Annotated in this window: 17 protein-coding genes; 7 read left to right on the top strand and 10 right to left on the bottom strand. The window is 57.9% G+C overall.

The window, feature by feature from the left end; genetic code table 11:
* The first annotated feature begins 3 nt into the window (after nucleotides 1-3).
* The gene (locus SynA1528_RS09175; RefSeq protein ID WP_186586495.1) at nucleotides 4-2,151 is read left to right on the top strand and encodes a PhoX family protein; all 2,148 of its coding nucleotides are present in this window, start codon (nucleotides 4-6) and stop codon (nucleotides 2,149-2,151) included.
* On the opposite strand, the gene SynA1528_RS09170 is transcribed toward SynA1528_RS09175, so the two are convergent.
* The 6 genes from SynA1528_RS09170 to SynA1528_RS09145 form a co-directional block, all read right to left on the bottom strand.
* Nucleotides 2,130-3,638 (bottom strand): ABC transporter permease, encoded by a 1,509-nt coding sequence (locus tag SynA1528_RS09170; protein WP_186588381.1) that lies wholly within the window; start codon nucleotides 3,636-3,638, stop codon nucleotides 2,130-2,132. The two genes, SynA1528_RS09175 and SynA1528_RS09170, sit on opposite strands and share 22 nt — an antisense overlap.
* Nucleotides 3,635-4,654, bottom strand: coding sequence for an extracellular solute-binding protein (locus SynA1528_RS09165; RefSeq protein ID WP_286187803.1), 1,020 nt, complete (start codon nucleotides 4,652-4,654; stop codon nucleotides 3,635-3,637). Before SynA1528_RS09165 ends, SynA1528_RS09170 begins: the two co-directional genes overlap by 4 nt.
* A gap of 159 nt (nucleotides 4,655-4,813) precedes the next feature.
* Nucleotides 4,814-4,960: a hypothetical protein gene (locus tag SynA1528_RS09160; protein WP_186588542.1), complete on the bottom strand. Its 147-nt coding sequence runs from the start codon at nucleotides 4,958-4,960 to the stop codon at nucleotides 4,814-4,816.
* A 52-nt stretch (nucleotides 4,961-5,012) separates the two neighbouring features.
* Nucleotides 5,013-6,110, bottom strand: a complete 1,098-nt coding sequence (locus tag SynA1528_RS09155; protein ID WP_186586493.1) for a CobW family GTP-binding protein — start codon at nucleotides 6,108-6,110, stop codon at nucleotides 5,013-5,015.
* A 19-nt stretch (nucleotides 6,111-6,129) separates the two neighbouring features.
* Nucleotides 6,130-6,417: a 4a-hydroxytetrahydrobiopterin dehydratase gene (locus SynA1528_RS09150; RefSeq protein WP_186586492.1), complete on the bottom strand. Its 288-nt coding sequence runs from the start codon at nucleotides 6,415-6,417 to the stop codon at nucleotides 6,130-6,132.
* 45 nt (nucleotides 6,418-6,462) lie between these two features.
* A complete protein-coding gene (locus tag SynA1528_RS09145; RefSeq protein ID WP_186588380.1) occupies nucleotides 6,463-7,029 on the bottom strand; it encodes a secondary thiamine-phosphate synthase enzyme YjbQ in 567 nt (188 codons plus the stop codon).
* Between SynA1528_RS09145 and SynA1528_RS09140 the strand changes: the two genes are divergently transcribed.
* Both SynA1528_RS09140 and SynA1528_RS09135 read left to right on the top strand, forming a co-directional pair.
* Entirely contained in the window at nucleotides 7,008-8,642 is a 1,635-nt protein-coding gene (locus SynA1528_RS09140) for a recombinase family protein (protein WP_186586491.1), read from the top strand. The genes SynA1528_RS09145 and SynA1528_RS09140 overlap by 22 nt on opposite strands.
* A 54-nt stretch (nucleotides 8,643-8,696) precedes the next feature.
* Entirely contained in the window at nucleotides 8,697-9,266 is a 570-nt protein-coding gene (locus SynA1528_RS09135; RefSeq protein WP_186586490.1) for a hypothetical protein, read from the top strand.
* A 62-nt stretch (nucleotides 9,267-9,328) separates the two neighbouring features.
* On the opposite strand, the gene SynA1528_RS09130 is transcribed toward SynA1528_RS09135, so the two are convergent.
* From SynA1528_RS09130 to drmC, 3 genes are all read right to left on the bottom strand, one after another.
* Nucleotides 9,329-9,712, bottom strand: coding sequence for a hypothetical protein (locus tag SynA1528_RS09130; RefSeq protein ID WP_186586489.1), 384 nt, complete (start codon nucleotides 9,710-9,712; stop codon nucleotides 9,329-9,331).
* Nucleotides 9,713-9,859: 147 nt separating this feature from the next.
* The gene (locus SynA1528_RS09125) at nucleotides 9,860-10,600 is read right to left on the bottom strand and encodes a recombinase family protein (protein ID WP_286187802.1); all 741 of its coding nucleotides are present in this window, start codon (nucleotides 10,598-10,600) and stop codon (nucleotides 9,860-9,862) included.
* Nucleotides 10,601-10,674: 74 nt separating this feature from the next.
* Nucleotides 10,675-11,313 carry a DISARM system phospholipase D-like protein DrmC gene (gene drmC / locus SynA1528_RS09120; protein WP_286187801.1) on the bottom strand — a complete coding sequence of 213 codons (639 nt, stop codon included), beginning with the start codon at nucleotides 11,311-11,313 and terminating at the stop codon, nucleotides 10,675-10,677.
* Between the two features lie 317 nt (nucleotides 11,314-11,630).
* Here drmC and SynA1528_RS09115 point away from each other — a divergent pair, with 317 nt between their 5' ends.
* The 4 genes from SynA1528_RS09115 (at nucleotide 11,631) to SynA1528_RS09100 (ending at nucleotide 14,899) form a co-directional block, all read left to right on the top strand.
* The gene (locus SynA1528_RS09115; protein WP_186586487.1) at nucleotides 11,631-12,392 is read left to right on the top strand and encodes a PD-(D/E)XK nuclease family protein; all 762 of its coding nucleotides are present in this window, start codon (nucleotides 11,631-11,633) and stop codon (nucleotides 12,390-12,392) included.
* A 106-nt stretch (nucleotides 12,393-12,498) separates the two neighbouring features.
* Nucleotides 12,499-13,011: a hypothetical protein gene (locus SynA1528_RS09110; protein ID WP_186586486.1), complete on the top strand. Its 513-nt coding sequence runs from the start codon at nucleotides 12,499-12,501 to the stop codon at nucleotides 13,009-13,011.
* A complete protein-coding gene (locus tag SynA1528_RS09105; protein ID WP_186586485.1) occupies nucleotides 13,008-13,694 on the top strand; it encodes a hypothetical protein in 687 nt (228 codons plus the stop codon). Before SynA1528_RS09110 ends, SynA1528_RS09105 begins: the two co-directional genes overlap by 4 nt.
* A 62-nt stretch (nucleotides 13,695-13,756) precedes the next feature.
* Complete coding sequence (locus SynA1528_RS09100) at nucleotides 13,757-14,899, top strand: hypothetical protein (RefSeq protein ID WP_186586484.1); 1,143 nt, start codon at nucleotides 13,757-13,759, stop codon at nucleotides 14,897-14,899.
* A 41-nt stretch (nucleotides 14,900-14,940) separates the two neighbouring features.
* On the opposite strand, the gene SynA1528_RS09095 is transcribed toward SynA1528_RS09100, so the two are convergent.
* Complete coding sequence (locus SynA1528_RS09095) at nucleotides 14,941-16,998, bottom strand: AAA family ATPase (protein ID WP_186586483.1); 2,058 nt, start codon at nucleotides 16,996-16,998, stop codon at nucleotides 14,941-14,943.
* Nucleotides 16,999-17,125: the final 127 nt, after the last annotated feature.

Here is a 17,125-nt window from a genome sequence, read left to right as displayed (position 1 = left end):
CCGATGCGCCGACGTTCCGTGCTCTCCCTGCTTGGTCTCGGCGGCGTCGGTGTGTTGACGGCCAAGGGACTGTCGGGCTGCATCGCGCCAGGGGGCAGCAGCCGTGCTGCCAAGGCATTTCCCTTTCAGCCGGTGCGGGTGCCCCTGCCGGTGAACAGCGATGGGCTCCAGGCCAGCGAACAGCAGTCCACCTACCGGGAACTGGCGCTGGAGGATCGGCTGACCGTCCCGGACGGCTTTGCGTCGCAACTGCTGGCGGCCTGGGGTGATCCCCTCGGCGACAGCCGCTTCGGCTTCAACAACGATCACCTCGGTTTTGTGCAGCAGGGGCCGGACCGGGCGTCGATGACCGTCAATTTCGAATACATCAGTGCCGTGCCCTGGGTGCAGGGTTTTGCCGAGGTGGTGGGTCGTTCTCTGCCTTTTGCCGCCCTGGTCGCGTCCCTCCAGCCCAGCGATGGCGTCGTCGACTGCACGGCGTTGCCTGCCGGCGATCGCCGGCTGCAGCAGATCCGTGCCGTCGCGGATGAAGCGATGACCGACCTCGGGATCGGCGTGATGACCCTGCAGCGGGATGGTCAGGGCCAGTGGAAACGGGCACAAGGCCCACAGGACCGGCGCATCACGGGCATCAGCGGTCTTAAGGATCCGCAGCAGCAGCTGATCAGCACGGGGCCGGCCGCCGCGGTGTTCAGGGCCAGCAGCCGGCAGGGCTACGACGATGGCCTGGGCGACCGGATCATCGGCACGTTTGCGAATTGCGGTGGCGGCACCACGCCCTGGGGGACCGTGCTCAGCGCTGAGGAAAATTTTCAATCCCAGGTGCCGGAACCGGTCCATGCCGATGGCAGCGCGGCGGCACCGTCGGAACGGCCGTTTGTCTGCAAGGACGGAAAACTGGGGGGACTGGGCAACGTCTACGGCCTGGCGGGCAACAAGTACGGCTGGATGGTGGAGGTGGATCCGACCTCGGCTGAGCACACTGCGATGAAGCACACGGCCCTCGGCCGCTTCCGCCACGAAGCCGTTGCGGTGCGTGCTGAAGCCGGCCAGCCGCTGCAGGTGTACTCAGGCTGTGACCGCCGCGGTGGGCATCTGTATCGCTTCGTCAGTGCCGACCGCGTCGAGACCGTGCAGGACAAGCGGAATTCACGCTTGTTCGAGGCCGGCGAACTGCAGGTGGCTCGGTTCCGTGCCGATGGCAGTGGTGAATGGCTGGCGATCACACCGGAGGCGGTGGTCGATCCATTCCGCCCCAGCCGCTTCAGCGACGCGGACCTCGGCTGTCCGGTGGAACTGCCCCACCGTGATCGCACCCTGGCGGGAGCGGAACTGTTCCAGGAGGACGCCGCCGTTGAGGAGTACTGCCGTCAATTCACCACCCTGTCGGATCTGTACCGCGGCGAGGGTGAGGCGCTTCAGGGGGCAATCCTGGTGGATGCCCACCTGGCGGCCAGCGCGATCGGGGCCACCCCCACAGCCCGTCCGGAAGACACCAAAATTGACCCGATCAGCGGCGATCTGCTGATCGCCTTCACCTCCGGCTCCCCTGGCAGGAGCGGTGGAGCTGACCCTGCGGTGTTCCAGGGCCCTGACGGTCAGAGCAGCTGGGCCAATGGCTGGGTGATGCGCCTGAGTGAGTCGAGTGAGAACGGTTTCACCTGGCGCATGGCGGTCACCGGCGGGACCCCATGGGCCGGCGGCCTCGGATTCGCCAATCCGGACAACGTTGCTCTCGACAGCAAGGGCAACCTCTGGATCGTCACCGACCGATCGATGAAGTCGTCAGGGGGTGATGTATTTGGCAACAACAGCTGCTGGTTCGTTCCCAGGACCGACAGCGGGGAGGAACAGGCGGCCTGCTTTGCCACCGGGCCGATGGAGTGCGAGGTGACGGGGGTGTGCCTCGATCAGGCCGAGGCATCTTTGTTCCTGGCGGTGCAACATCCCGGAGAGGTGAACGGCAGCCGGGCTCAGGGGGATGAGGAAATTCAGGCCCATGAGCTGGTGGATCGTGACGGCGGGGTCTTTCAGCAGCTGCGCACGGTGCCGTTGGGGTCCAACTGGCCAGCTCAGGCCCCGGGGCGCCCGCCTCGCCCTGGGGTTGTGGCGATTCAGCGCCGCAACGGTCAGCCCTTACTCGAGGCCTGATCCAGGCTCGGCACCAGGGCCATCGCCGCCACCAGTCCCAGCGCCAGGATCATTAGTGCCGGCAGCAGTGCCGCCGCCAGCCGCTCGTCACTGGCGTATTGATACACCCGAACCGACAGCGTGTCGAAGTCAAAGGGGCGCAACGCAAAGGTGAGGGGCAGTTCCTTGACGGTGTCCACGAACACCAGCAGCAGCCCAACGGTCATCGGCCCCCGCAGCAGCGGCAGATGGACCCTTCTCAAGACCTGCCGCCAACTGAAGCCAAGGCCTGTGGCCGCTTCATCCAGGTTGGGACTGATTCGCTCGAGGGCGGCATCAAGTCCGCCCTTGGCCACCGCCAGGAAGCGGTCGCTGTATCCCCAGAGAAGTAAAAGCAGTGGTGCGAGTTGCCAGGGGGCGCCGGTCAGCAGTAGGGCCAGGGCCAGCACGGTGCCGGGGATGGCGTAGCCGACGCCCGCCAGGAAGGTGAGGCTGCGCAGCCACACGGCTGCGCTCCAGCGTTTGGCAATCGCCAGCAGGAGAGCCGCTCCCACAGCCAGCACGGAGGCGCTGATGCCCAGCACCAGGCTGCGGAGGCTGAGGGGCAGCAGGTCGTCGCGGAGGCTGTCCCCCAGCTGATCCAGATTGGTGATGGCCCAGACCAGAGGGATGCCGAGACTGAGGGTTGGTGGGATCAGTCCCAGCAGCTGAGCGGCCAGGGCGCGGGTTCCGTGCAGTGGCCAGGCAGTGGCATCACCGCCGGCGACACCATCACTCCAGCGTCGGCTGCGCCGCCGCAACCGACGTTCCCCCACCACCAGCCCCAGCACGATCACCAGCGTGACCAGGGCCAGGCTGATGGCGGCAGTGGGGTCGCTGTTCGACTGCCAGGCTTCGAGGATTCCGGCCGACAGGCTGGGAATCCCCAGTAACTGCACGGCTCCCAGCTCGTTGACGATCTCCATCCCCATCAGGGCCACGCCGGCACCGATGGCTGGCATGGCGATGGGAAGCGCCACGCGCCGGAAGGCGGCCCAGGGACCGATACCCATGCTGCGGCAGGCCTCCAGTTGGCGTCGCCCGCTCATGCCAAAACTCTCCGTGCTCAGCAGAAACACGTAGGGGTAGGTGGCGAGGGCCATCACGGCGATGCCCCATCCCAGACCATGAATGCGCCACCCGGCGCGACTGCCCAGATCCACCAGCGTTGCGGAGAGGAGATAGGCAGGGGTCGCCAGGGGGATCAGCTGGGCGATGCGCAACCAGCGCCGTCCAGGAAACCGGCAGTTGATCAGCAGCCATCCGTTGGCAGTGCCGATCAGCGTGCCCCCCAGGGCACTGCCGAGCAGCAGCAGGAGAGTGCCGCGGATCTGACGTCCGCCATCCGGCCCGAGGTGCACCAGCCCCTGCTGCAGACCCTGAACTCCCTGGCTTAGCAGCTGCATCAGGGGCCAGAGGGCCAGCAGTGCCAGGACAGAGGCCAGCAGCGTCAGCAGGCGACGGCTCATTGCCAACCGCTGGCGGCCATCAGTTCGAGTGCCTGGGCGTTCAGCTGACCCAGACGCTCAGCGGACACCTTGGCTTGCTGGAAGGGTCCCCATGCCTGCAGCACCGGGTCCTCCCCAATGCCGTTCAGGGGATATTCGTGATTCGCTGCGGCATAACCGCCCTGGGCCTGATCCGAGCTGAGGAACTCCAGCAGACGTTGGGCCGCCTCCGGGTTGCGGCTGGCACGGGTCACACCACCGCCCGTGATGTTCACGTGCACGGGATCGGGCCAGCGAACGGTCACCTTGCCCGCCAGGGTTTGGTCAGCTTCCCCCTTATCGCCGGCCTGCATGCGTCCCAGGTAGTAACTGTTGGCCAGGGCGACACCGCACTGCCCCTGGGCGACGGCACGGATCATGGGCGTGTCGCTGCTGAAAACCGGTTCCGCCAGGTTGTTCACCATCCCTTTGATCCAGCCCTCCGTGGCGGCCAGCCCCTGTTCATCCAGCATGAAGGCCACCAGGGACTGGTTGTAGACGCTGCGGCGGTTGCGCAGGCAGAGCTTGCCTTTGAGGCTGGGGTCCGCCAGGGCCTCATAACTGCTTACCTGCTCTGACTTGACGAGGTCCGCGTTGAACATGGGAGCGCGCAGTCGGCGGGTGAGGCCGTACCAGCGCCCCTGGCTGTCACGCAGATCGGCGGGCACCGCCTGATTGAGGGCAACGGAGTCGACGCTTTGGAACAGATTCATGCCGGCGGCCCTGTCCAAGCGGGCCACGTCCGCCAGGATCAAAACATCAGCGGGGGAGTCCTCTCCCTCGGTGTTGAGCCGTTCGATCAGGGCATCATCCTTGGCCTCCAGCAGTTTCACCTGGATTCCAGTGGACTCGGTGAAACGCTTGTAAATAGCCTTGTCGGTGTTGTAGTGACGGCCGGAATAGACACCGATCTGGTCTGTGGTGTCCGACCTGCTGCAGGCGCCGAGCAGGGTGCCCATGGCGAGCAGAGCGACGGGAGCGGCCCAACGCAATTTCATCAGCTTATTGAGAATGAAAAGCATTCGCGTCACGTCTGTTTTGAGAACGATACGCAATAGCGACGGTGAGTCCTCGGGCGCGCGTCATGAGCTGACACAACGTGCAAAAAAAATCCCCCGCCGTTGGCAGGGGACCGGAAGGAACCAGGAAGGCTTGGGTCAGCGTCGCTGTTGATCGCGCACACGCACAGGGATCAGAACCGGCTCCCTCAGGCCGCCACCGCTGTTGTCATCGTCGGAGTCCTGCAGCAGAAGCAGCAGGCTGACAATCACCAGCAATGTCACGAGGGTGATTGGCTCTGCCATGAAAGTGTTCTCCATGCCAGCACCTTAGTGGGGTTGGCATGGACACGTTGAGTCAGGCAAATCCTTTGCCGACATCCTTCGCCACACAGGCGTTCAATTGCTGACGCAGGGTGGTGTGATCAATGTTCCGGCCGATCAGAACCAGTTGATTCTTGCGATCGCCTGTCCAGTCGGTGTCGTCAATGGAAAAGCGCTTGCCCGCGAGGTGAAACACGTGGCGCCGCTCGCTTTCGTTGAACCAGAGAATTCCTTTCGCCCTGAACACCTCCTGGGGCATCTGGTTGTCCAGGAAGTTCTGAAATTTGCGCAGGGAGAAGGGTCCGTCGCTCTGGAAAGACAGGGATGTGAACCCTTCGATGGCCAGATGGTCTGAACTTTCTCCATGACCGTGGTCATGACCGTGCCCGTGGTCATGACCGTGCCCGTGGTCATGGCTGTGATCGTGGTCGTGGTCATGGCTGCAGTGGCCATGGTCGTGATCGCAGTCGCTGTGGTCGAGGCTCGGATCCTCCACTGGCGTGGCCACCTTGTCGGATTCGAACAGGCCGACACTCAGCAGCAGAGCCAGGGGCACGTCCCCTTTCACCGACCGCAAGATGCGGGCATCGTTTTTCACACCCCTTAATTCCGCTTCCACCTCCGCCAGCCGCTCTTCGGCGACCAGGTCGCATTTGTTCAGCAGCAGGATGTCGCCGTAGATCACCTGAGCCCGACCCACCTCCGAATCCAGCAGGCCCACGTCGAAATTCTCCGCATCAACAAGGGTGATGATCGAGTCCAGCCGGGTCGAATCCCGCAGCTCACTGCCCAGGAAGGTCATGGCCACCGGCAGTGGATCGGCCAGTCCTGTCGTTTCAACAACGATGTAATCCAGGGGCTCAGGGCGCTCCAGAATCCGCTCGACGGACTCCATCAGTTCGCCGTTGATCGAGCAGCAGATGCAGCCGTTGCTCAGTTCCACCATCTCTTCGCCGGTGGACACGATCAGATCGTTGTCGATTCCGATCTCGCCGAACTCATTCACCAGAACAGCGGTTTTCACCCCCTGCTGATTGCTGAGAATGTGGTTCAGCAGCGTGGTTTTTCCCGCTCCCAGAAAGCCGCTCAGGATGGTCACGGGGACGCCGGCGGCGACGGGTGCTGTCGTCATTCGATCAGGACCTTTTCGCTCATGCTGGCAGCAGTTGATCGATCGCTGCAGCCAGCTCGATATCGAGATCGCTCAGCCCCCCCAGATCGTGGGTGGAGAGCGTGATCGATACGCGGTTGTAGACGTTGCTCCAGTTGGGGTGGTGGTTGCGACTTTCCGCCAACAGGGCCACCCGGCTCATGAAACCGAAGGCTTCGTTGAAGTCTCTGAAAACCAGCTCGCGGCTGATGGACTGCTGGTCAACGGTCCACTGCGGCAGCGTCGCCGGCAGCATCTGCCGTTGGTCCGCTGAGAGCAGAGAGGGCATGGTGTCTGGCCGCGACGGACCTCACCATTCTGAGCCCGTTGCCGATCAGGTCTGCGCCAGGTCGTGCAATTGATCCACCATGCAGTCCACCTCGGTTTCGATGCCTCCATCGGCCGCCCAGGCCTCGGGGTCGTGGCGTGCCTGGATCTGCTGATTCAGCGCTTTGCTTGTCGTCTCCAGGGCGGCCGGTTCCCCGAGGAGATGACAAAACACGCGCCGTTGGTGGGGCCTTCGTCGGTGCTCCCAGAGATAGACCGCCTGCCAGGTGCCGAGCACAAGTTGACCAGCATCAACGCTGAGGCTGAGGGTCTGGGCGGTGAGCGCTGTGCGGATGTGGGCTGGCATGTCATCGGACCCTTCGTCGGCATGGCTGTAGCGACGCGATTCGGGAACGATGTCGGCCATCCAGTCGGCGAGATCGTCCAGAACGCGAGGGTCGGCGTTTTCGTTGATCGTGAGGCTGCAGCTTGTATGCTTCGCGTATAAGTTCAAGATCCCAGTGCTGACCGGGGTTAATGCGACCCAATCGTTCAATCGCTGGGTGATGTTCGTAAACCCCATTCCTGGCGTTTGAACGACCAGTTCATCAAGTGCCTGCACCGTCGCTTTCATCAACCGCACGGATCGCCTTCAGCTATGAACGGGTTAGCAACCGAAAGCAGGCGGGGAAAGGGAAGAAAGGTATTGCGCGCCAGCATGAGGACTTCGCTCCTTTCTGCGAGCGCCATGGCCTGACGCCAAACCCTGACCCGATAAGAGACGAAGGACTGAGCGCCTATCACGCCAAGCACTTCAAGAAAGGGAATCTCGGCGGCTTCATCAAGGCTGCTCAAGACAAAAAAATTCCCTGGGGCTCGGTTTTAGTTGTTGAGGATTGGAGCCGCTTCAGCAGGCGTAAAGCCAGCTATTCACACGAGATGCTCGGAGCTCTCTGGAGTGTTGGTTGCGCCCTTGCTTGGGTTCGTGAGGACGTCGTCATTACCCGCGAAAAATTTGATGAAGACCAGGTTTTGCGGATCAAGCTCGACATGGCCATGCAAGCGGCTCATGACTTCAGCAAGGGCCTGAGCAAAACCAACTCACAGGTGTGGAACCTGCGCGAACAGGCGTACTTCAAGAGCGGCACCAAATACCTGTCGATGGCCAGTGCACCCGACTGGGTTCGGGTGAATGACGACAAAACCGACTTCGAGGAAAACGAACGCGCTGACTGGATGCGCGAAATCTTCCGGCTACGCACAGAGGGCATGGGTGCGAAGCAGATCGCCCTCGCAATGAATGAGCTAGGCAGAACCATGTCTGGAGGGGGGAGCTTCAGCGAAGGACGAATTGGCCGTGTCCTTCGTGATCGACGCTTGATCGGTGAGAAGGCTTTCAGATCAGGGCGAGTGGCCAGGGGCTACTTCCCTCGTGTAATTGGCACCAAGCTTTGGGAAACCGTCCAGGCCTTGGTGGATGAAGCCAATCCTGGCGGCACTGGCCGCGGCGATTTCTGCCACAACATTCTTCAAGGTCTGACTCGCTGTACTTGTGGCGGCACGTTGACTTGGCAGGGCGCGCACAAGGACAAGTCAACCGGGCAATACCGCTACAGCTATCTGATTTGCATGAATCAGCGCAACCACACCTGCACTGCTCCAAAGGGGAACTGGAAATACGACGAGGAGCTTCTTATTCATGCCTTGATGGATGCCAGGTGGGAAGACCTCTTCGACACGCCACGTGACACCAAGCAGATCGCAGCGCTTCAGAGCCAACTCAAGGATCAAGAGAGTGAGATTGATCAGCTGAAGCAAACGGTCGACAACAACAACGCCAACTTGGCGACAGCAATGGGTTTAAAGGATTTCGACGCCGAGGCCATCAAGTTGATGACTGGGGTAGGCAAGGCCGCCAAGAAAACTCTCGCTAAAGCACAAGCGGCTGCTGATGAAATCAGCAGACGGATAGAGGTACTGAGCCTTGCGCCATCAGGCGAGGACATGAAAGAGGAAGTCTTGCGCCGCACCAAGGACTTCCTCGCCAACCTCGAAGACAAGGAGCAGCGACGAGCTTTCAACAACTGGGCCAACACCCTTGGAGTCGTCGTGGAGATCACTCACACCGGTCAGATGCGGTTCATGAAAGATGGCGGCGTGGAGCAGCTCGACGTCTATCGCGAGGGCGACACCATCGTTTTGGACCAGACTCGGCACGATTCTGAAGTCCTTGGGGTGAAGCTATGAAACGACTAGTAATTATTCCGCCCTTAATTATTTCCCTTGTAGCCCAGGCCATAATTGGCTGGTGATGCCACTTCAGATATTGACGACTTGGCTCAGTGGGTAACCTTCTTGGCAAAAGCGGGAGGAATTATTTCACCCTTTGCAATAGGGTTTCTGAAATGGTCTAATAGCAAAGATATCGTAAGACTTGAATCCTCTTATAAATTAGACTATACCAGGTATAGTATTGACTATCAATACAAATACACTTTCTTGCGAGAAGTGTATTCTCATGCTTGGGAATTGCAGCGTAGCGCTAGAGATTTGATGCCCCTGTTCGAGCCTCCTTCTGGTGGTGATTCTGCTGAATCTGGGAAAGAATTTAAAGAGCGCGTAAATGCATATAGCTCGCAACGCGAAGACTACAAAAATGCTGTTGTAAAAAAAGAGCCATTCATGTCAGATGATATTTATAGGATTTGCAGGCAGATCTGGGAGTTATCCGTGCGTCTTTATATGAAATCTGAGATTAAGATGTCGGGGCGAAAAGTAGACTGGCAAGAAATTGATCAATTGAACGACAAATCAGACGCATTGCTGGCCAAGCTTAAATCTGCTATTCGGCAATCGCTACGTCTTGGCTAGCCAAGGATTTAACATGTAAAAGATAGTCTTGTGTGAGTTGAATTCACTCAGCAGTTCGCACCCTATTTGCCGCAGATTCCTGATACTTCAATTCGCGCAATTTCAAGTACACCAGCTAATCCAGCCCAGCGATCAGCGGTCCATGGTGGTGGTGTGGCCCAGGCTGCTGCGTCGATTAGTTCGTTCGCCACTGCAGCGATCTCCTGCCAATCGTCTTCGTGGATTGGTTGCTGCTCTACTGGAGCGGGTGAAGCCATCGGTTTATCTGCGCGCGGCCTTGTTGACCTGCTGAAGCGTTCTTCAAGGTTTCGGCGATCGAGCTTGCGGTTCCGCTCGTCGGCGAAACGCAGCCTGTTGTCGGCAAGCGCTCTGTAGATAGCTGATGGCGTGCGGTTGAGAATTGCCGCTGCTTCTTTTTCACTGATCAGTTGGCGTTTGCTCTCCATTGGTAGAATAGTTGTTGACAGCTGCCCGCAAATAGTCGAAGTATTGACATACTTTACACGCGATTGCCTGGCCTAACAATGCGGCTCGAATCACCTCACATTCGTAAAGCCTCAAAAGGACCCTTTTGTTATTTCTCTAAACCGTAATTACAAAGCTTTCTGCCCTGTTGATGATTGGGTTAAACCCAGCCTCTGGAGGATCCGACCGATCTGCGCCGGAGCCAGTGGCTTTCCCGTACTGCTGAGCTTGCCAACCCCTGCAAGCGCATCAGCCATGGCCCTGTAGCTCAAGCCTGCATGAACCATTGGCTCAAGAACCCCGCGCAGCCCCTCCGCCTCAGCAATGGCCTTCTGCTTGCGCTCCGACGCCTTCTGAGCAGCACCCTCCCGGTACCCACCAAGACACACGCCTCGGGCCTTGGCCGCGGCCAACGCTTCTTTGGTTCGCTCGCTGATCCGACGTGCCTCGAACTCAGCAACGCTGGCCATCATCGTGAGCACCATCCGACCGGCACTGGTGGTGGCATCAATGTCTGGCAAGTCGCAGAAGACGAAGCCACCCATCCCGTTCTTTTCTGCCTCGTTGGCGAGCTTCAAGACGAAGCCAGCATCACGAGCCAGACGATCGATCTTGGCAACAGCAATGACGGCCTTCTCCGCGCGAGCCTGAGCCAGAGCCGCGGCCAACTGAGGACGATCGTTCTTGCGACCGCTCTCAACCTCCACGAATTCAGCCGTGATCACAGCCCCCCGCTCGGAAGCCATGACTTCAACCTTGGCCCGCTGCGCTTCGAGGCCCAGACCGGAGTTTCCCTGGCGATCTGTACTGACCCGGTAATAGGCGAGCCAACGAACTGGGTTCAGAGGGCAATCAGGCGAAGACAACACGCATCCAACCGCTTGTTCCATAAGTCTACGGTGGTTGAACCTGTAACAGCACAAGGGCTGAAATCCGCTCAGCCTCAGACCTGGAGGAACAACCCCTCCGCAACCATCTGGCGGAAGTGCTTGGCCACCTGATCAGCGCGCCACGGTTCTCGAACGAGCCAACCGGCTTCGAAGTTGTGGCGCTGCGCCGCCTCGCTGAAGTTGGCACTAGTGACAAGAGCGCTCGATTGTTCTGTGTCGGCATCAGCGACAACAACCTTGGCGTGCTGACAGCAGCGCTCAGCAGCCCCTGAAGACAGTCTTTGATCGACGTATATGAGTGGCTTGGCCGGCCAAGGCCACACCTCCTTGTCGAACCACTGCCGGATCATTCGCAGTGGATCGGAGCCCAGGCGATCGGCGATCTGAATCGGATGAAAGAACAACTCCACCCGCTGAAGCTGGCCGCTGCCTAGCCGGTCCGCGATTGACTCCAACAGCTCTTGAAACTGATTGGAGAGGCCGATGTTGTAAGTCGCGATCAGGAGGCTCGTCTGTGCCTGTTGGATGAGCTGATCCACTGTGGCGAAAGTGTCAGCTGTCTTGGCATGGGCAGGCTCAGGTCCCGACCACACAAAGCTCCAGCCATCGCGCTCCCGCTGTAGAGCCTCTCGTTGATCGGCCAGGTGCTCAAGCACCATTGCCATCAACTGCGGAGACCCGCCCTCGCGCACGAGGTCATCCAGGAAGATCTCTAGCTGGCCGCGGCCATCACAGAAGGAAGCTCTCGCCCTTGAAGGACGGTTCCGGCTTCAAGGTGATGCCTCAGGCTGCGCCATCGACCGATCCCAAAGCCCCTTGAAGCCAGTTCATCAATACCAGTAGAAGGTTGAAACAGTGCTGCAAATGACCTCTTCAAGCCCGGCGCCACCGAAGTGATTTCAACCAACATCCATCAATAAAAACTCTTTTTCCGGAAGTAAACGGCAAGCCCCGGTGCAGCACTGAACAAGGCATGGAAAGACATATCTCGACTCTCTTGGATCTTTAGATGGCGCATATTCCTCGACCTCAATCCGTTGTTCGCACGAGAAGAAGCTCCGACTTCACAAGTCGCTGGCATCTTGACCTGGCCCTCGAAAACAGAAAATTGAAGTCCCAAGTATTAAGTCTGGAACAACGTCAAGAGCGCTATTGCCATGTCACTTGGCTGGCTCCGTACTTGGCAGGCGAAAGGCATTGTCTTCTCAATCTCTTCCTTCAGGTCAATTACTGCACGCCCAAATCTTCAGGAGTCCCGGGTGATTGGGTGACCAAGCATGAACGGCTACTCCAAGCCGTTGCTCGGACCCACTCAGACAAGGGACGAATCGTTCATGTTGAGCAGGAGAACGCCTTACGCCTACGTAGCAAGGACGGTGTCACCATCCATGGGCAGTGTGATGTGGTGGTCAGCGAGACAGACTCCATGCCAGGGGTTATCTCGGATGCAAAAACAGGTCGCCCACGCGGCAAAGATCGTGCCCAAGTCCTTACGTATATGGCCTTAGCGCCATATGCCAATGCACTGGAGGGCGTCCAACATCCACCCTGCGGTGAATTGGTGTATGCGAATGGAGATCGAGTTGAAATCCCTGCACCCGAAGCCGGGGTGGCATTCCAACAACAGTTGTCAGATTTGTTGAGCCTCACAGTTGGGCTACAACCTGAGCCATCCCCATCTACTAACGAGTGCCGCTTCTGCCGCCTTGCCGAAATCTGCCCTCACCGCATTAGCGAAGAACCAACTCAAGACACGGTTTCTTGGCTCTGAGAAAACTGAGTGATGCAGACCATCCATTAGTTATTCGCACGAAGAACTGAGCATCGGCTTACGGGCAAGCAACACTTAAAAAAGCTCCCCAGACGAAACGACCACCATGTCCCGAGAACGCGACCCCTACCGGATTCCACGCGCTGGCTGGGAGATTGCACCAATGGCCGGCTTGGCCTCCATCGATCTCAACGGGAACCGTGGCACGCTGACCGGTGGTGAATTCGTTGGCGAAAGCACCGTTGGCGGAATGCTCGTGTTCGCCATCTACCAAGCCTTGCTAACGGGTCTCCGAACTGAAGCCATGCGCAAGCGCGGCGAGATAGATCGGAGAACCCAAGTTCAGGCAATTGTGGCGAGCGTCTGGGAAACCACTAAGCAGGGAGCAGCCGTAAGTGCGGTTTTCAGCGTGGTGCTTCTGGTGTTCCCCTGGTTGGGTTTTCCTCTCAGCCTGATCGGTGTAGTTGGCCTCGGTAAGGCATCGATCGACCTGGCCTATGCCTTCTGGGACGGACTCAGCGAGGAACAACGCTCGGATCTTCACAGTGCCGCGTTTGATGCGGGGGTCAACCTGAATCATCTACTAGGTGGAGTAGCCCTTAGCAGGCAATCCGCATGAACAGGCCATTTTCTACTGGACTCACCTCAGGCTTCATCACGCGCCTGTGCGAGCAGTTTGTAGATCCAAGCTCCGTAGCGGTTCTCAAAGAGCGCTTATCTGCCCATGGCGCCGAACTACAGGGCCAGCTGCCAGAGCTACTACTACGCAGTCAAAAACCTGAAGAAGCGATCCGTAGCTGGCTATCTGACAAGGACCTCAGCCATTGGTGGCCTCAGGCTCACGGGGGAACAGCTGAGCAGGGCTGGCAGTTTGAAACCGCCAGCTGGAACAGAAGTCGAGGCGCCGATCCAATAAGCGCGGTCGACATAGGGCGAGCCCAATTAGACGGAGGAATTGATGCGCTGCATGCCCCCGGGGTGGCTACGGACATTACCAAACATTGCCTTGAAGCAGGAGCGCTTGCAGTGTTGCTAACAATTTCTTGGAGCATACTTCGTGATCAAGAGTGCGGCATGAAGAATTCACCCCTGAATAGTCGAGGTTGTTTTATTCAATCCCTAAAGGATGCAGGCTGCGCTGCGACACAAGCAATGTCAGCATCGCTCGCTATAAGCATTGCTATGTCTGTAATTCCAGGAGCGCAGGCCTGGTTGCTCGCAGGAAGCATTTGTAGTGCAGCAAAAACACTTCAATCAGATACAGACAAGAGTTTCAACCTGAAAGGGATTGAGTCACAATAGCAATCCATGACCATAAACAACATGCAAGGCAATCTCATCTCATCCGACGCCGCATTTGCACAATGAATCACATCATTAATCCTATCCTCGGACGACAGATTGGGGAAGTTTATAAGTGGCTTTGTTTTTTAAGTTATATCTGCTTAAAGACAGACACCGTATACGCTGACAAGCTTGATGATATTCAATACATCCTAGAGGCCGTCACGTCCAACAAAGACCTTGATCTGAGCAGCACTGCAGGATGGTGGGAGATATACTATGAAGACAAAAATTGCAACGAGCGTACCACTAATTTAATTAAAAATATACGCTCAGCAGGGAGGGAGAATCGCCTAGGTCTAGAGGTTCATAAGCGGAAGGCGCTTGCATTTTATTTTTCGGAATTTAGAGGCTTAGCCATTTCTCTGCGGGCTGCAAGGGACTCGGCCGGCCACCTCGTGCCGCAAGGTGAGGCAGAAGAGCAATTCAACAATTTGTATGCAGCAATCGCCCTAAGAGTATTTGAGCTCAGCAAGTTACTGGCGCCTCTCGTTGAAACGATCGCCCTGTCTAACAGTGAAGACGTTTCGAGGTTCAGCTTTCGGATAATTACCGCTTCACAAGAAGAGCTAAATCGGTACCGAGAACTTTGCAATTTAAAGCCACATCCTATAACTGAATCAACATCTGAAGACGATAGAGGCGACGCCGAAGGCAGGATCCATATGGAAATATTGTCAGGAGTAATCGAAGAGAGCGAAGATCGAATGCTTGATCAGATTCAGGAAATAAAAGAAGAGTTGCTCGTAAGTGTAGAGCAAGCCAGGAGAGAAGTCATGGCAGCCGTAGTGAATTCTTCTATGGCTGGACATGGTCAAGAGCAGTTAATTCGTGAAAGTGACAGCATTCAAAAGAGTAGTTCTACGAAGACAATTGGAGCGCCGCTCAGCAAAGATCAAATATTTAGTAAGCTTCTCGAATTAAGAGGTCAAATTTACAAGTCTATGTCTTCGCAGGTGCAAGGATTTGAGCACTGGCACAATATCCTGCAAAAGCCCATAATTGCTGAGATTTGCAGATCAGGTTGCAAGAGTTACGCTGAGGTAAAAGGTCTGCCGGGTTTCAATTCACGTATCCTGCAAGCCAACAGCAGCTTCGCTCTGCAGGAACAAGAGAAAGAGTTTGCCAAGCCCATCGACCAGGTCTTGAATCGTTTCGTTTAAAATTGACAATCCAAATTAAGGGCTAAGCAACAGCTTTTGTCTCATTGCACTTGCAAGCGAATTTCCTGAGCAAAGCCTGTGGGAGTCTCAACAATAATTTCAGAGCCCCAGCCAAGAATCCAGCGGCGAAAGTCGACATCTCGTGCAACTGTCCATGGCGGGAGGTCTAGTTCCATAGGGTAAGGGTGGCTATCGTCTGGAAATGGAGTCAGTACAAGCGGTGCTTTAGATCTGTGGCACCATTGATCACTGGTTAACGGCTTCGACATTCGTATCTGATTGAGTGGATATCGCTGCAAACCTTCTCTCAAGAAATTGTAAGCCCGAGATGTACAACGAAAGCGGACGGTGATTAGTAGTTTGGCTAGTTCGTCTGGTTGTGCAGTGCTTAGTTGTTCTTGCGAAGCAGCGTCCTTGCCGAGGTAGATGCCACCGCTGAGTTCCATCAGACGAGTAAGCCGAAGGACTCCAGCAACACGTTGCTCCGGCGTGCGTTGGAAGCCGCTTTCAACCTGACGTAGTGCCAGCCGGTCCAAACGTTCTGTACGGATCAGGCCCCGTTCGTAGCCGACAGCGTCATCCTCAAAAGCCAAATACCAACCGATGTTGTGAAAGAGCAGTTGTATGGGCCATACGTGGATCGGTTCTCTTGATTCCTCTCCGAATGTGGCCGCATCGGAGAAGCGCTCCAACAACACCCTCTGACGCAATGAGATTGCAGCCTCAAGTTTTTCTGCCTGTGCTGGTACCGCAAGAGAATCTCGGCGCACCAGATCGGGGTGCACGATCGAACGATTCGCAAAGACCCTTACCGGTGGCTCGTGCTCCCTCAGTACACCTCCCCACCGAAGTCGCTCATCGAGCTCTGCGAGCAAGTCCTGAGCTGTGGGATCACCAAGACGGGAGACTGCCTGGCTCACCACCTGGTGCACTTCCCGCAGCCGCGCTGCCGAGAGCACCGCAGTACCTAGGCCGTAGCCGTGGCGCACATTGTCGTTGCGGGTGCGAAAGCCATAGGGGGTGAGTATGCGCTCCACGTCCTTGCGCAGGGTGCCGGCTTCACCTGGCATGTAGACACCGCCGAGCTGGCTGATCAGGTGCTCCTGCAGTCGCACTCCCTTCTCGCAATTAAAGGGGTGATGCAACAGATAGCGCAGCAGGCTGAAGACCCGAATAAACACGCTTCGGTCGGCCATCGGAGGCCAGCCGCCCAGGTTCAGCCCACCCAGGTTTTCTGGGGCAGGGGGTGGCTCAATGGGTTGTTGCGTTGGCGCGGCATCGAGAAAACCCTGGCTCTGGAGCCAAAGGAGATCTGCCTCCAGGGCATCCACATCGCAATAGCACTCGCCGCGCAGGCGAGAGAGGTAGGCCGCAGCCCGTTGGGCCATCGCCCCTTCCGGCAGTGGATTGCAGATTGCCTCCAGCTCTGCTCGGGTGGTGACATCGCCAGCGCTAAGACCCGGATAGCGGCTGAGAAGTTGCAGCAGATGGAGCAGTCGCTCCAGGTCCAACAATCGTGAGTAGCAGTGGAGCTCCTTGGCCTGCTCGCGATTGCGGGCAGCTGAGATGCGCTTATTGAGCCGCGAGATTTCTGCAGCAAGCTCCTTGGCTGGATCACCGTCTGCAGCGGGGTTGTAATCCACCAGAACCGCAAAGCCTTCACTGCGAGAGGGTTGAAAGTCGCGGTCGTTCAAGGCTGCTGCAAATTGCTGGACCACCAGCTCGGGCACCTGGCGCTCGCGCCGCTTGTTCCACTCCAGGCACACCTCAAGTGGGGTGCGCATCCACCAACCGATCCACTCCACCGGCCTGTCCAACTCCAGCCGCTGGGTGAGCGCCAAACGCCAGGGCCTCTGAGCATGGGTGGCATCGATCAACACCGATCGCCCTGCCGCCACGCTCGCCTGAATCTCCGCGTGTAGCCGATCCTCCACCTCATGCCAGTGGCCCTGGATCATCGGGTCGCCATAGAGTTCATCACGGATCCGATCCGTGGAGAGCAGCTCCGCATCCAGCAGCGGCGCAAGAAGCGTCGCAATGGTGGTCTTCCCGCTGGCTGGCGGTCCAATCAGCAGATGGCAGCGCAGGGCGGCAGCCATGAATAAATGCAAGATGTCTGCATCCTGAGCATGCAGCAAAAAAATGGCTTGTCCTTGCTGCGAATAACCAAGGCAACTGATGTTGCATTAGTCAGCCTCCACGTCATGAGCTGAGCCAAACGGTTGC

Origin of the sequence: Synechococcus sp. A15-28, assembly GCF_014280175.1 — a bacterium.
GTDB lineage: Bacteria > Cyanobacteriota > Cyanobacteriia > PCC-6307 > Cyanobiaceae > Parasynechococcus.
This window is presented reverse-complemented; position numbering and strand designations above follow the sequence as displayed.

Coding starts and splice junctions, on each gene's coding strand:
- SynA1528_RS09175 (WP_186586495.1), top strand. CDS start 4: ATGCGCCGACGTTCCGTGCTCTCCCTGCTTGGTCTCGGCGGCGTCGGT.
- SynA1528_RS09170 (WP_186588381.1), bottom strand. CDS start 3,638: ATGAGCCGTCGCCTGCTGACGCTGCTGGCCTCTGTCCTGGCACTGCTG.
- SynA1528_RS09165 (WP_286187803.1), bottom strand. CDS start 4,654: ATGAAATTGCGTTGGGCCGCTCCCGTCGCTCTGCTCGCCATGGGCACC.
- SynA1528_RS09160 (WP_186588542.1), bottom strand. CDS start 4,960: ATGGCAGAGCCAATCACCCTCGTGACATTGCTGGTGATTGTCAGCCTG.
- SynA1528_RS09155 (WP_186586493.1), bottom strand. CDS start 6,110: ATGACGACAGCACCCGTCGCCGCCGGCGTCCCCGTGACCATCCTGAGC.
- SynA1528_RS09150 (WP_186586492.1), bottom strand. CDS start 6,417: ATGCCCTCTCTGCTCTCAGCGGACCAACGGCAGATGCTGCCGGCGACG.
- SynA1528_RS09145 (WP_186588380.1), bottom strand. CDS start 7,029: ATGAAAGCGACGGTGCAGGCACTTGATGAACTGGTCGTTCAAACGCCA.
- SynA1528_RS09130 (WP_186586489.1), bottom strand. CDS start 9,712: ATGGAGAGCAAACGCCAACTGATCAGTGAAAAAGAAGCAGCGGCAATT.
- SynA1528_RS09115 (WP_186586487.1), top strand. CDS start 11,631: ATGGCGCATATTCCTCGACCTCAATCCGTTGTTCGCACGAGAAGAAGC.
- SynA1528_RS09110 (WP_186586486.1), top strand. CDS start 12,499: ATGTCCCGAGAACGCGACCCCTACCGGATTCCACGCGCTGGCTGGGAG.
- SynA1528_RS09105 (WP_186586485.1), top strand. CDS start 13,008: ATGAACAGGCCATTTTCTACTGGACTCACCTCAGGCTTCATCACGCGC.
- SynA1528_RS09100 (WP_186586484.1), top strand. CDS start 13,757: ATGAATCACATCATTAATCCTATCCTCGGACGACAGATTGGGGAAGTT.
- SynA1528_RS09095 (WP_186586483.1), bottom strand. CDS start 16,998: ATGGCTGCCGCCCTGCGCTGCCATCTGCTGATTGGACCGCCAGCCAGC.